Consider the following 13,219-nt stretch of genomic DNA (forward strand, 5'->3'; position numbering starts at 1 on the left):
GCCGCGCCCCTGGGCGGGACGCGGCATCCGGGACGTACGGGCGTCAGGCCAGCTCGGCCGAGAGCGTGATCGTCGTACCGGCCAGGGCCTGGCTGACCGGGCAGTTCTTCTTGGCGTCCTCGGCGGCCGAGGCGAAACCCTCCTCGTCCAGGCCGGGGACCTCGCCCCGCACCCAGAGGTGGATTCCGGTGATGCCAGTGCCCGGCTGGAAGGTCACGTCGGCCTTGGTCTCCAAGCGGGTGGGCGGGGTGCCGGCGCCGGTCAGGCCGTGCGAGAGGGCCATGGAGAAGCAGCTGGAGTGGGCGGCGGCGATCAGCTCCTCGGGGCTGGTCTTGCCGTTCGCCTGCTCGGCGCGCGACGGCCACGACACCGCCTGCGAGCCGATGCCGGAGGAGTCGAAGGTGACGGTGCCGCTGCCCGTGAGCAGCTCGCCTTCCCAGACGGTGTGCGCGGTGCGCGTGGTGGCCACGGTGGTTCCTTTCGCGGGTGGTCGGTCCCGTCTCCGGGTTTCCGTGTCCCTATCCGATCACATCCGGGCCCGCCGTACACCGAAGACCGCCCCACGCACGGTGAACGGCGGGTGACGGCGTGGGAGCCGTTCAGGCCGCCCGCTCCTCCTCGGCGGCGTCGGTCAGCGGAACCTCGGGGCCGTTAAGTTCGCGCAGCCAGCGGCGTAGGACGCGGTGCACGTGCTCGGCGCCGGCCAGCTCCTCCCGGTCCCCGGCCGGTGCGGACAGATCCAGCGGGGAGAGCAGGAACGGACGGGACTGGGCGCCGCCGAGGCCGCCATGGGAGCCGATCTGCTCCTCGAAGGCGAGGACCTCGCCGTCGGCGGGGTCGTGGGCGGAGTTCACCATGATGTCGGCGGTGTGCGGGAAGGAGTGGGTCCGGCGGACGGCGTCGGCGGCACCGGGCCCGAAGCGCGCCAGCGGCCCGGACACGTCGTCGAGCCGGGCCAGCGGGATCTCGGCACCGTGCGCGCCCAGCACCACACCGTCGTGCTCCTCGCTGCGCACCAGCAGGAAGCCGATGCCGGGGTGGTTGGCGAGGGTGGTGAGCAGGGCGGGGTGGCGGGCGTCGATCTCCTCCTTGGTCATGCGGTGGTGGACGTCCGGGAAGGACACCAGGCCGAGGTTGCCGGAGGCGAGCACGATCGGCTCGGAACCGGGGGCCGGCCGATGCTGCCCGCCCTTCTCCTCCACGGGCCGGCGCAGCGCGGCACGGACGGCGGCGCGGGCCTCGGCGCCGCTGTGGGTACTCCCGGCCCGGCGCGGGACGGGCAGCCCGCAGCCGGCCCGGACGAGGTCGCCGAGGGTCAGGCCGTAGCGGGCGTGGAAGGTCTCGCCGGGACTCTGGCCGTGGTCGGACAGGACGACGATGCGGTAGGGGCGGGGGGCGTGTTCGGCGACGCGCTGCAGCAGGGCGAGCGCCCGGTCGAGGCGTTGCAGCACCTTCTCGGCGTCCCGGCTGTGCGGCCCGGAGTGGTGCGCGACCTCGTCGTAGGCGACCAGGTCGGCGTAGACGGCGGTCCGGCCGGCGAGCATGTCGCCCAGCACCGCGGCGACGACGACGTCCCGTTCGACGACGGTGGCGAAGGCCCGCACGAGGGGGTAGAGGCCGCCGCGACCGACACGTGGCCGTTGTCGGCGCAGCCGGGCGCGGGTGGACTGGCCGATCTCGCGGGCCACTTCGGCGACGAAGGACAGGGCGGTGCGCACGGCGTTGGCCGGGTCGGAGAAGTAGGCGAAGTACCCGGCGCGGGAACGGTTCTCCGGGCTTCGGCGGCGGGCGGCTATGGACAGCACGAGCGCCTGTTCACCGGCGCCGCCGCTGAAGAGGTTGCCGCGGCTGGCGCCGTCGACGGTGAGCAGTCCACCGTCGCCCGTGTGCAGTATGGCGCGGCGCTGCAGTTCGGCGGCGCTCGTCGGCCGGTTGCTGACCATCACCTCCCCGCGGTCCTTCTCGTACCAGCGGAACGCCGGCACGTCGAAGGTGCTGCCGTGGAGGATGCCGAGCTGGCTGGCGCCGGTCTGGCTGGACCAGTCGGTGCGCCAGGGGGTGAGACGGTGGGTCGGCTGCGTCCCGTCGGCCGTCATATCGTCGACCGCCATATCGTCGGCCGCCGTCCGCACGTCGTCCGTCGAGGGCATGCCGTCGCCGGACGCCAGCCACCGGGCCACCGTCGGCATCAGGCCCCTGCGGACCGCGGCCGTGAGGACGTCGTGGCCGACGCCGTCGAGCTGGACGAAGACCAGGCCGGGAGTGGTGGGGCAGGGCGGGTCGGATCTGCGCCGGCGGGTGGCGAGGCGGTGCAGGCGGCGGCGGTAGGTCTCGTCGTCGCGTACGGCGAGGGCGGCGCCGGTGGCCGAGGCGACGGCGGACATCACGGCGGCCACGATGACGGCGGTCTCCGGAGCGGCGGCGCCCCGGCCGGAGGGGTTGATGCGCAGGGCGAGCAGCAACAGCGAGCCGTTGAGGAAGAAGACCAGCAGACCGAGGACGAGGGCGGGTACGAGGAGCAGGGCCCGGACCAGGAGCGGCCAGACCACCGCCGACAGGACACCGAAGGCACCGGCGCCGCACGCGGCGGTGACGGCGATCCGGGTGGCGCTGTCACCGTCGGCGGACTGCAGCTGGAAGTCGGGCAGCAGGGCGGCGAGGACCAGCATGGTCGCGGTGGACGCCGCCCATACGGTGACGCTCCGTCCGATCTGACTGGCGACCCGCCGCCATGGCACGCCTCGTACCTCTCGCACGCCCTGTACACCTCACGTCCTGGTCCCGCGCCACCGCCCGGACACGGGCAGGAGGACCCCGTCCTGCTTGCGCCGGCCGCGCAGGCCGGAGCTCCACCCTGTCATACCGGGCCCGGTGCGCCGACGGGTCACCGGAGCGACGGAGACGGCCCGGAGAGGCTCAGCGGCCGTCGTAACCGGCGGTCGGCATGGACAGGCGGCGGTGTACGCGGGCCTTCATCTGGGCGTCGTAGGCCGGCTCGGCGCGGCCGACCGTCTCCACGCGGACACCGCGCCGGGCGCATTCGGCGGTGAAGGCCTCGACGGAGGACAGGGCCCGTCTGAGGACCCGCAGGCTGGGGGCGACGAACACGTCGACGCCGGGACGGACCCCGTCCCACAGGGCGCAGTGGTCGAAGCGGAGTCCGCCGACGAGGAGTTCCCGGGCGACGACGTATCCGTGTTCGGCGGCCCAGCGGGCGCACATGGCGTGCTGGCTGCGGGAGTCGACGAGGAAGGGGTCGGCTTCCAGTTCCTCCAGCGGCGTCAGGCTCGCGATGGCCGTGACCCGCACGGGCACGGTCGCGTCGGAGGCGGCCTGCGGTTGTCCCATGGGGTCCCCCTCACCTCCCGGTTTCGCCGCCGACCCTACTCCTGCCCGTAGGCTTCGGGGAGTCGCGTGAAGGAGGCGAAGAGGGTGCCGGTGGAGATCACCTGGTGGGGTCACGCCACCTGCACGATCCGGGACGCGAACATACGGGTGCTCACCGATCCCCTGTTCGCACACCGGCTGGCGCATCTGCGGCGACGCCGGGGAGCGGTGCCGCCGCCCGAGGCCCGGCACGCGGACGTGGCGCTCGTCTCCCATCTGCACGCCGACCATCTGCACGTGCCCTCGCTGGCCTCTCTCGCCCCGGGGACGCGCCTGCTCGTGCCCCGGGGCGCACCACGGGCGGTGCCGGCCCTGCGCCGGCTGCGGCAGGTACGGGTGACCGAGGTGGTGCCCGGGGACGAGGTGCGGATCGGTGAGCTGCTGGTCCGGGTGGTGCCCGCGCTGCACGACGGGCGGCGGCTGCCGGTGGGTCCGCACCGTTCGCCCGCGCTGGGCTTCGTGGTGGAGGGCGAGGCGCGGACCTACTTCGCCGGGGACACCGGGCTGTTCGACTCGATGGCGCGGCGGGTCGGGCCGGTCGATGTGGCGCTGCTGCCGGTGGGCGGCTGGGGGCCGTTCCTGGGCGAGGAGCATCTGGACGCGGAGCGCGCGGCGCGGGCGGTGGCCCGGCTGGCGCCGCGGGTGGCGGTGCCGGTGCACTACGGGACGTACTGGCCGATCGGGATGGACGCGGTGCGGCCGCACGAGTTCCACGCGCCGGGGGACGAGTTCGTGCGTCTGGCGGCCGTGGTCGCGCCGCAGGTGGCGGTGCACAAGCTGGGGCACGGGGAGAGTGTGCGGCTGGAGGTCGCACGGTGATCCGGCCGGTTTCCGTCGCGGTGCTGGCCGCCGCGTCGACGTCGGCGGTGCCGCCGGAGTCGACGCAACAGGCGCTCGGTCTGCCGTCGTTGTTCCTGCTGGTGTTGATCGGGGCACTGGTTCCGGTGGTGCCGACGGGGGCGCTGGTGAGTTCGGCGGCGGTGGTGGCGTTCCATCAGACGGCGCCGTTCTCGCTGGCGCTGGTGTTCGTGACGGCGTCGCTGGCGGCGTTCCTGGGGGACGGGGCGCTGTACTGGCTGGGGCGGCGCGGGATGCGGTCGCGGAACGGGTCGCGGTGGCTGGAGGCGATACGGTCGCGGGCGCCGGAGGAGCGGGCCGCGCGGGCGCGGGAAGGGCTGGCCGAACATGGCGTCGCCGTGCTGGTGCTGTCGCGGCTGGTGCCTGCCGGTCGTATTCCGGTGATGCTGGCGTGCCTGATGGCCGACTGGCCGGTGCGGCGGTTCAGCCGGGGGAATGTGGCGGCGTGTCTGGCGTGGGCGGCGACGTATCAGGTGATCGGGATCGTGGGGGGATCGCTGTTCGACGAGCCGTGGGAGGGGGTCGTGGTGGCGGTGGTGCTGACCGTGCTGATCAGCGCGATGCCGGGTTTGGTGCGGCGGGTTCGGTAGCACGGGTCGGGGTGCGGTGGTCTTCGGGGTGCCGGTTCGTCGTGGTTGCTCGCGCCGTTTCCCGCGTCCCGGCCGGGGCGCTCCACTCGGACACCTTTGATCCGCCGACCGGTAGATCCCACAGGTCCTTCCGGTCCAGCCCCGCCTTCTCCCAGGCCGCACGGACCCTGGTGAGGGGTTCCAGGACCGGCTCCGCCGAGAGGATGAAGGTGCCCCAGTGCATGGGGGCCATACGGCGGGCGCCCAGGTCGAGGGTGGCCCGGACGGCTTCCTCGGGGTCGCAGTGGACGTCGCTGAGCCACCAGCGGGGGTCGTAGGCGCCGATGGGCATGAGGGCCAGGTCGATGCCGGGGTAGCGGCGGCCGATGCGGGAGAACCAGTGGCCGTAGCCGGTGTCGCCGGCGAAGTAGACGCGCCCGGCGTCCCGGTGGGTGAGGATCCAGCCGCCCCAGAGACTGTGGCAGGTGTCGGTGAGGGTGCGCTTGGACCAGTGGTGGGCGGGGACGAAGTCGAAGCGGACACCGGCCAGTTCGGCGCCCTCCCACCAGTCCAGCTCGGTGACGTGGGTGAAGCGGCGACGCCGGAACCAGCGGCCGAGCCCGGCGGGGACGAACACCGGTGTGGCGCGCGGGAGTCGGCGCAGGGTGGGGGCGTCGAGGTGGTCGTAGTGGTTGTGGCTGATGACGACGGCGTCGATCCGCGGCAGGCTCTCCCAGGGAACGCCGACGGGGGTGATGCGGGCGGGGGTGCCGATGATGCGACGGGACCAGACGGGGTCGGTGAGGACGGTCAGACCGCCGGTCCGCACGATCCAACTGGCGTGCCCGGCCCAGGTGACGGCGAGGGTGCGGGAGTCGACGCGTGGCAGCGGCGCGGATTCGACGGGGAGCCGGGGGATGTCGGCGAGGCTCTCGGGGCCGGGCCGTACGGCGCCTTCGCGGGCGAAGCGGGCGATCGCCCTCAGGCCGGGCAGGGGCGCGGTGAGCCGGTCGTGGAACGTCCTTGGCCACACCCGGTGTTCGCCCAGGGGGCGGGGTTCGGCGAGCGGCGGGAAGGGCGTGGTGGGTGCGAGGGTCGTCGTGGGCGATGCGGGCTCATGCGTCTGCTGCGTCATCGAGGAGGCTCCCATCGCTGAGCTTCGTCGCGGAGATCGTCGAGGACCGACGTCAAGGAGATCAACGCACGTTGCACGTGTGGCAGTTCCAACGGCACGGGTGACATGAGACATTCCGCGCGCTCCTCGTCGGTGCCGCCCAGCAGGGGGCCCGTGGCGATCCGTACGCGCAGGGCGCCGAGGTCGTCGCCGAAGCGGTGGCCGCCGGGCGCGGGCATGCCGAGCCGGGCGGTGAGGAGATCCTCCAACTCCTGCGCGTCTCCGACTCCTTGAGCGGCGAGGGATTCGCGCAGCGGGCCGAGGTCGGCGTACAGATGGCGGCCGGCCTGCGGGGGGCGGACGAGGGCACCGGCGGCGACGACCGCGGCGTGCGCGGCAGCGGCCACGCGCGCGTGCAGCCGTACGGTGGCCTCGCGGCGCTCGGTGACGGGCGGGGGTTCGTCGAGGGCGTAGCCGGCCGCGGCGGCGACGGGGGCGGCGACGCGGGCGCCGAGTGCGGTGAGGATGTCGAGCACGCGCGCGTGGAGGTGCGCTCCGGGCTCGGTCGCCGGGAGGCGGGCGACGGCGGCGGGCCAGCCGGGGGGCAGCAGGGATCCGGCGAGGTCGGTGACGACGGTGACCCGGTCGGGCCGCATCTCGGCGGGGCTGAGCAGGACGGTGTCGTGCGGGTGGTGCAGGGTGTCGCGCCAGGTCTCGTCGCTGACCAGGTGCAGGCCCTCGGCCGTGGCGGCCTCGACGGTCTCGAGCAGCAGTTCCGGCGCGGCGACGGTGGCGGTGGGGTCGTCGGCGACGGAGAGCACGAGCAGCCGTGGGTCGCCGCCCTCGGCGCGGACCCGGCGGACGGTCTCCAGCAGCGCGTAGGGGTCGGGGACGCCGCCGCCCTCGGCGGAGGTGGGCACGTGGAAGACGGGCCGGCCGAGGATCCGGGCGTACGGCGCCCACCAGGCGGCGCAGGGCCGGGGTACGAGGACGTCGGCGCCGTCCCCGGCGAGCGCGGCGGTGAGGGCGAGGAGCAGGGCGGGGGCACCGGGGCCGGCGACGACCTGGTCGGGGACGGTGGGCAGGCCGCGCCGGGTCCAGTAGCCGCAGGCCGCTTCGAGCAGGGCGGGGGCGCCGCCGACGGGCTGGGCGTCGGTGCGGCGCGCGGCGGCGGCGAGCACGGCGGTGAGTTCGGGGAGGACGGGCAGGCCGTCGCCGGGGAGCGGCGGGCCGTAACGGACGGGGCCGTGGCCCTCGTGGTCCGTGCGCCGCATGTCCGCCTCCGCGCAGTCCTGGTGGGTCGTCGTGGGCTGCTGTGTGGTGTGCCGTGAGGTGCGATGTGGGGTGCCGGTGCCCTCGCAGTGGTGTACCCGCCGGGCGGCCCGCTATGGGTGGTCCGGGCGTTGTCCCGTTCACACACCGGTACGCCGGTGGCCGTGGAGCCGGTAGCCGGCTCCGGCGCAGGCGGTGGCGATGAGGACGCCGCCGGCGGCGAGGGCCGGGACCGAGTCGGTGAGGCTGCCGCCCTGACCGGCCTCGACACCGTGCTGCACGGTGGCCGGGGAGCAGTCGTCGCCGTCGTGGGACTGGCTGCCGTGGGACTGGCCGTCGTGGGACTGGCCGTCGTGCTGGGGGTCGCGGGACTCGGTGCAGGAGTGGTCGTCGTGGTCTCCGTGGTCGCCCTGATCACCGCGGCCGCTGTGGTCGCTGTGGTCGTTGCTGCGGCCACTCTGGCCGGTGTGGCCGTCGCTGTGGCCACTCTGGCCGGTGCGGCCGTCGCTGTGGCCACTGTGGTCACCCTGACCGCTCAGGCCGGTGCGGCCGTCGCTGAGGGCACTGTGGTCGCCGTCGACACCGGAGCAGGACCCGCCGCCGCGGCAGCCCGTGCTGTCCCGGCAGGACTCCTCCCCCGTTCGGCACCGGGTGCCGCCGCTGTCCCCGCTGCTGCCGCCGATGTCGCGGCAGGGTTTGCCGTCCGGGGGCAGCTGTACCGGGCCTGGGACGGCGCCCGGCACGGCTCCGGCGACGGTCTCGCAGTTCGCGGGGCCGGTGGCGGGGGCCGCGGAGGTGGCGGGGCCGGCCAGGACCAGCGCGGCACCGGCGGCGAAGGCGACGGACAGGGCACGGAGGGTGCGGCGCATGAGGCGGCTCCTCGACGGGCTACGGCGGATCGGCCGGGCCGCGACACGGCGGCCCTGCCGGGCGGCGCCACGGGTACCGGGCACCGGGCCGGGGCACGGGCTGTGCCCTCGCTGCCATCTCAGCCCGTGCCGCGCCGTGCCGCGCGCGGCCGGACCCCATTCGCGGGACACGCACCGCCAGGCGGGTGACGGCGGCCCGCGGCGGCCGGGACGACGCCCGGCCCGGCCGTCCGCCGGTGCCGGGGCAAGCCGAGGAGGGCCGGCCCGTGCGGGCCGGCCCTTGCGTGTACACGCCCGGGGTGGCGGTCAGGTGCCGGACGTGCCCGGAGCCGTCGCCTCGCCGCAGCCGCGCTCACGGGCGCCCTCGCGGGTGCGGCCCGCGCTCACCAGACGGCGCGGGTTGCGGCGCAGGTACTCGCCCTCCAGCTGCGCCATGCGCTCGTTGTGGGCCCGCAGCGCGTCGTTCGAGCCGTACAGGAGCGTGTCGTGACGCGTGCGGTGGATCGTCTCCAGCTCCTTCATGAGCTGCTGGTCGTCCAGTCGGCTGGGGTCGACTCCGGTCATGGTGGTGCCCCGCTCGTCGTGTCCGTGGTCCCGGCCTCGAGCGCGTTCCGGGAGGAATCCATGGAGCTGGCATTCCTGCCTCCACCATACGAAGATCCGGGGCACCGGGCCTCCGAAGGCCCGGCGGCCCCCGGAACGGGCGGGACCGGGGCCGTCAGCGGGCCCGTTCCACCCGGCGTTCGTCCCAGACCGGTTCCTGGGTCTCGCGGACGCGGCCGTCGGTGCCGAAGACCAGGTAGCGGTCGAAGGAGCGGGCGAACCAGCGGTCGTGGGTGACCGCGAGGACCGTGCCGTCGAAGGCCTCCATGCCCTCCTGGAGGGCCTCGGCGGACTCCAGGTCGAGGTTGTCGGTGGGCTCGTCCAGCAGTAGCGCGGTGGCGCCCGCGAGCTCCAGCAGCAGGATCTGGAAGCGGGCCTGCTGTCCGCCGGAGAGCCGGTCGAAGGACTGCTCGGCCTGCTGGGTCAGCTCGTAGCGGCGCAGCCGGGACATGGCGGCTCCCCGGTCCTGGGAGTGTTCCTTCCACAGGATGTCGAGGAGGGTGCGGCCCTGGAGTTCGGGGTGGGCGTGGGTCTGCGCGAAGTGTCCGGGTACGACCCGCGCGCCGAGCTTCCACTCCCCCGTGTGCGCCACGTCCTCGCCGGCGAGGAGCCGGAGGAAGTGGGACTTGCCGGAGCCGTTGGAGCCGAGGACGGCGACCCGTTCGCCGTAGAAGACCTCCAGGTCGAAGGGGCGCATCAGGCCGGTCAGCTCAAGTCCCTTGCAGGTGACGGCCCTTACGCCGGTACGGCCGCCCTTGAGGCGCATGGTGATGTCCTGCTCGCGGGGCGGCTCCGGCGGCGGTCCGGCCTCCTCGAACTTGCGCAGCCTGGTCTGTGCGGCCGCGTACCGGGAGGCCAGCTCGTGGCTGACGGAGGCGGCCTGGCGGAGACTCAGGACCAGCTTCTTCAGCTGGGCGTGCTTCTCGTCCCAGCGGCGGCGCAACTCCTCGAAGCGGGCGAAGCGTTCACGGCGGGCCTCGTGGTAGGTGGCGAAGCCGCCGCCGTGCACCCAGGCGTCGGCACCGGCCGGGCCTGGCTCCACGGAGACGATCTTTTCGGCGGAGCGGGCGAGGAGTTCACGGTCGTGCGAGACGAAGAGAACCGTCTTGCGGGTCTGGTTCAGCTGCTCCTCGAGCCAGCGTTTGCCGGGCACGTCGAGGTAGTTGTCCGGCTCGTCGAGCAGCAGCACCTCGTCGGTGCCGCGCAGGAGCGCCTCCAGGACGAGGCGTTTCTGCTCGCCGCCGGAGAGGGTGCGCACCTGCCGCCACTGGGCGCGCTCGTAGGGCATGCCGAGGGCGGCGGTGGTGCACACGTCCCACAGGGTCTCGGCCTCGTAGCCGCGCACCTCCGCCCAGTCGGAGAGGGCCTGGGCATAGGCCAGCTGGGCGGCCTCGTCGTCGACGGTCATGATGGCGTGCTCGGCCTTGTCCACCGCCTTCGCGGCCTCCCGGATGCGGGGTGGGGCGACGGACACGAGCAGGTCCCGTACGGTCGTCTCGTCCCGTACGGAGCCCACGAACTGGCGCATCACGCCGAGGCCGCCGGTGACGGTGACGGTGCCGCCGTGCGGCTTCAGCTCACCGGAGATCAGACGCAGCAGGGTCGTCTTGCCGGCACCGTTCGGACCGACCAGGGCGACGGCGGCGCCTTCACCGACCCGGAAGGACACGTCGCCGAGCAGGGTTCTCCCGTCGGGGAGGTGGTACTCGAGGTGCGCGGCTTCCAGATGTCCCATGAGCAGGCATTCTGCGGGTCGTCGTCCACCCGGGGCAAACGCATATCCAGGATCCGCCCACTCACCGGGCACCCACGGCCCCTGTCCGGCCCACCGGGACTCGCCCGACGGCCCCGGGCTTGCGCGACGCGGACGACTTGCGCGAGCGGACGACTTGTCCGGGGCCCGGGCCCGTCCTGCGCCCAGGCCCGTCCGGCACCCGGGCCTCTCCGACCCCGCGGGGCCTCTCCGACACCACGCGGGGCCCGGGTCCGATACGCAGGGCCTGCCCGACACCCCCGGCGCCCGCCCCGGCGCCGAGGGCCTGCCCGACACCCCGGGCCTGTCCGACATCCCAAGCCCCCGACTCCCCCCGTCACCCCGCCGCGTCCACCGCCTCCCCCGTCGGGCCGGGGGCGCCGGCCGGTTCCAGCGCGGCGTCCTGCCAGGACACGGCCTTCCAGCCGTCGGACGGGGAGCCCTCCAGGATGACCACTCCGGTGTTGTCCAGGGGGCGGGCGGCGGCGAAAGCGGTGTCGATGTTGGCGGCGCGGGCGGCGGTCCACACGCGGATCGCGGCGCCGTGGCTGACCATGGCGACGGTGCCGGCGCCGCTCGCCGCGGCCTCGGCGATCACCGCGTCGTACCGGGCGAGGGCCTCCTCGCCGCTCTCCCCGCCTGGGATGCGCAGCGCGGTGTCCCCGGCCGCCCACGCGAACACGGTGCGCAGGTACTGCTCGCCCGCCGCCGAGTGGCCGGGCAGCATCTCCAGGTCGCCGGCGGCCACCTCGCGGATGCCGGCGCGGACGAGCATCTCGAGGCCCCGGGCGGCGGCCAGCGGGGCCGCCGTGAGCTGTGTGCGCAGCAGCGTGGAGACGTAGAGGGCCTCGATGTCCTCGCCGGCGAGGACATCGGGCAGCGCGGCGGCCTGGGCCTCGCCGAGCGGGGTGAGCCCCGGCCCGGGCACGGCGGTGTCCAGCAGACGGTCCACGTTCGAGGGGGTCTGACCATGACGGACGAGGAGCAGACGCATACGGGGCTCTCCCTTTGCGCACACAGGAAATCGGGCCTTTGCAGGGTAACCACACCTGTTCGAGAGCCGGTCCGCCGGGGCATACGGTCAGTCCAGCATGTGAAACGGCGATCTCATCATTCGACATGTGCGCGTACGGTGACGCGTACCACCGCCGGACCAGAGGTGAAGGGGAACCGCCATGCCGAAGGCACAGGAGACGGCCGTCTACACGCACGGGCACCACGAATCGGTGCTGCGTTCGCACACCTGGCGGACCGCCGCCAACTCCGCGGCCTATCTGCTCGGTTCGCTGAAGCCGCACATGCGGATCCTGGACATCGGCTGCGGCCCCGGAACCATCACGGCGGACCTGGCGGAACTGGTCCCCGACGGTCACGTCACCGGCGTCGACCACGCGCCCGGCATCCTGGAGCAGGCCCGCGCCACCGCCACCGCGCGCGGTCTGGCCAACGTCGACTTCGCGGTCGCCGACGTCCACGCGCTGGACTACCCGGACGACACCTTCTGCGTGGTCCACGCCCACCAGGTGCTCCAGCACGTCGGCGACCCGGTGCAGGCGCTGCGCGAGATGCGGCGCGTGACGAAACCGGGCGGGCTCATCGCCGCACGCGACGCGGACTACGCGGCGATGGCCTGGTACCCGGCGGTGCCCGGCCTGGACGACTGGCTGGACCTGTACGAGCGGGTGGCCCGCGCCAACGGCGGCGAGCCCGACGCCGGGCGCCGGCTGACCGCGTGGGCGCGGGCCGCCGGGCTGCGCGACAGCACCGCCACCTCCAGCACGTGGACGTACGCCACGCCCGAGGAGCGGGCCTGGTGGAGCGGCCTGTGGGCGGACCGCACCCAGGCCTCCGCCTACGCGGACCGGGCCACGCGGGGTGGTCACGCCACCGCGGAGCAGCTGCGGGCGGTCTCCGAGGCGTGGCGCGAGTGGGGCCGGCAGGAGGACGGCTGGTTCGCCGTCCTGCACGGGGAGATCCTGTGCCGCAAGGAGGCCTGAGCCGGACTCCGCTCCTCGGAGCCGCTCACGACGGCCCGGATCAGGTCAGCGCGGCTCCTCGCCCGTGAAGGAGTACGCGGCCCAGGGGCCGGTGAGTTCCACCCGGACCCCCGGTTCCTCGGCCCGCGTACGGTCCACCAGTTCCACGAATTCCTCGGAGAGTGTGCGGGGCACCAGATAGGCCGCGTCGAGCACGTTGCGCACCGCCGGGCCGGACGGCGCACCCGTCTGCGGCGCGCGCAGCCGGCAGTCCTCCGCCCGCCCGGCGAGGCGTGCGTGCAGGGAGCGGGCGAACACCTCGGCGGGCTCGGGCACGGATCCGGGCAGAAGAGCGGACACGGGCTCCGTGTACACCCTCACGGCCCACTCCACCCGGCCGTCCAGCCGGTCCAGGGCACGCCGGAAGACGTCTCCATGGGTCTCCAGCATCGTGCGCACCAGGCTGTCGTCCTCGCAGACGGTCGCGAGCCGGAGCGGCAGCGGCGTGGTGACGGTGGTCAGCGCGTCGATCACGCCCTGGTGGGCGCGGGCGGTGGCGGCCACCCAGGCCGGATCCTCCAGGTGGCCCTGGAGGGCCTCCTCGTGGAAGTCGGCCGCCGGGACCGTACTGACGACCGCGATCAGCCCCTGGTGGCGCAGCAGGCCCGGCGGGGCGCCCGCCACGCCCTTGAGCTGGGCCTGCAGGGGTGTCCCGAAGGGCCGGCACACGGCGTAGACGTAGCGCAGTCCGGACATGGCGCCTCCTTCCGCTGCGTCCTCGTACCCGTCCCCTGCTTCTTCCTCACACGCGTTCAGCT

General features: G+C 74.2%; 13 protein-coding genes. 3 read left to right on the forward strand and 10 right to left on the reverse strand.

All coding sequences use genetic code 11. The features are described 5' to 3' along the window. Positions 1-43: 43 nt before the first annotated feature. The 3 genes from ADK64_RS24430 to ADK64_RS24440 form a co-directional block, all read right to left on the reverse strand. Positions 44-469, reverse strand: a complete 426-nt coding sequence (locus tag ADK64_RS24430) for an OsmC family protein (RefSeq protein ID WP_053661978.1) — start codon at positions 467-469, stop codon at positions 44-46. Between the two features lie 130 nt (positions 470-599). Further along, positions 600-2,669 carry an alkaline phosphatase family protein gene (locus tag ADK64_RS24435; protein ID WP_234384693.1) on the reverse strand — a complete coding sequence of 690 codons (2,070 nt, stop codon included), beginning with the start codon at positions 2,667-2,669 and terminating at the stop codon, positions 600-602. 247 nt (positions 2,670-2,916) lie between these two features. Beyond that, positions 2,917-3,348, reverse strand: coding sequence for a hypothetical protein (locus ADK64_RS24440; protein WP_053661980.1), 432 nt, complete (start codon positions 3,346-3,348; stop codon positions 2,917-2,919). 84 nt (positions 3,349-3,432) lie between these two features. On the opposite strand from ADK64_RS24440, the gene ADK64_RS24445 reads away from it, so the two are divergent. Then, positions 3,433-4,206, forward strand: coding sequence for an MBL fold metallo-hydrolase (locus tag ADK64_RS24445; protein ID WP_053662032.1), 774 nt, complete (start codon positions 3,433-3,435; stop codon positions 4,204-4,206). Next, positions 4,203-4,835 (forward strand): VTT domain-containing protein, encoded by a 633-nt coding sequence (locus ADK64_RS24450; RefSeq protein ID WP_234384688.1) that lies wholly within the window; start codon positions 4,203-4,205, stop codon positions 4,833-4,835. The genes ADK64_RS24445 and ADK64_RS24450 overlap by 4 nt, the downstream gene beginning before the upstream one ends. Here ADK64_RS24450 and ADK64_RS24455 read toward each other — a convergent pair. The 6 genes from ADK64_RS24455 to ADK64_RS24480 form a co-directional block, all read right to left on the reverse strand. Next, on the reverse strand, positions 4,798-5,949 hold the full coding sequence (locus tag ADK64_RS24455) for an MBL fold metallo-hydrolase (RefSeq protein WP_234384689.1): 1,152 nt from the start codon (positions 5,947-5,949) through the stop codon (positions 4,798-4,800). The genes ADK64_RS24450 and ADK64_RS24455 overlap by 38 nt on opposite strands. Beyond that, positions 5,946-7,202 carry an aminotransferase class I/II-fold pyridoxal phosphate-dependent enzyme gene (locus ADK64_RS24460; RefSeq protein ID WP_053661981.1) on the reverse strand — a complete coding sequence of 419 codons (1,257 nt, stop codon included), beginning with the start codon at positions 7,200-7,202 and terminating at the stop codon, positions 5,946-5,948. The genes ADK64_RS24455 and ADK64_RS24460 overlap by 4 nt, the downstream gene beginning before the upstream one ends. A 138-nt stretch (positions 7,203-7,340) precedes the next feature. Further along, the gene (locus ADK64_RS24465; RefSeq protein WP_053661982.1) at positions 7,341-8,069 is read right to left on the reverse strand and encodes a hypothetical protein; all 729 of its coding nucleotides are present in this window, start codon (positions 8,067-8,069) and stop codon (positions 7,341-7,343) included. A 306-nt stretch (positions 8,070-8,375) separates the two neighbouring features. Then, positions 8,376-8,633, reverse strand: a complete 258-nt coding sequence (locus tag ADK64_RS24470) for a DUF6158 family protein (RefSeq protein ID WP_053661983.1) — start codon at positions 8,631-8,633, stop codon at positions 8,376-8,378. 154 nt (positions 8,634-8,787) lie between these two features. Beyond that, on the reverse strand, positions 8,788-10,407 hold the full coding sequence (locus tag ADK64_RS24475) for an ABC-F family ATP-binding cassette domain-containing protein (protein WP_053661984.1): 1,620 nt from the start codon (positions 10,405-10,407) through the stop codon (positions 8,788-8,790). A gap of 355 nt (positions 10,408-10,762) precedes the next feature. After that, a complete protein-coding gene (locus ADK64_RS24480) occupies positions 10,763-11,419 on the reverse strand; it encodes a histidine phosphatase family protein (protein WP_053661985.1) in 657 nt (218 codons plus the stop codon). 181 nt (positions 11,420-11,600) lie between these two features. Here ADK64_RS24480 and ADK64_RS24485 point away from each other — a divergent pair, with 181 nt between their 5' ends. Next, positions 11,601-12,422 (forward strand): class I SAM-dependent methyltransferase, encoded by an 822-nt coding sequence (locus ADK64_RS24485; protein ID WP_053661986.1) that lies wholly within the window; start codon positions 11,601-11,603, stop codon positions 12,420-12,422. 45 nt (positions 12,423-12,467) lie between these two features. On the opposite strand, the gene ADK64_RS24490 is transcribed toward ADK64_RS24485, so the two are convergent. After that, complete coding sequence (locus tag ADK64_RS24490) at positions 12,468-13,157, reverse strand: GvpL/GvpF family gas vesicle protein (protein WP_053661987.1); 690 nt, start codon at positions 13,155-13,157, stop codon at positions 12,468-12,470. Positions 13,158-13,219: the final 62 nt, after the last annotated feature.

It is taken from the genome of Streptomyces sp. MMG1121, from assembly GCF_001280015.1.
Classification (GTDB): domain Bacteria; phylum Actinomycetota; class Actinomycetes; order Streptomycetales; family Streptomycetaceae; genus Streptomyces.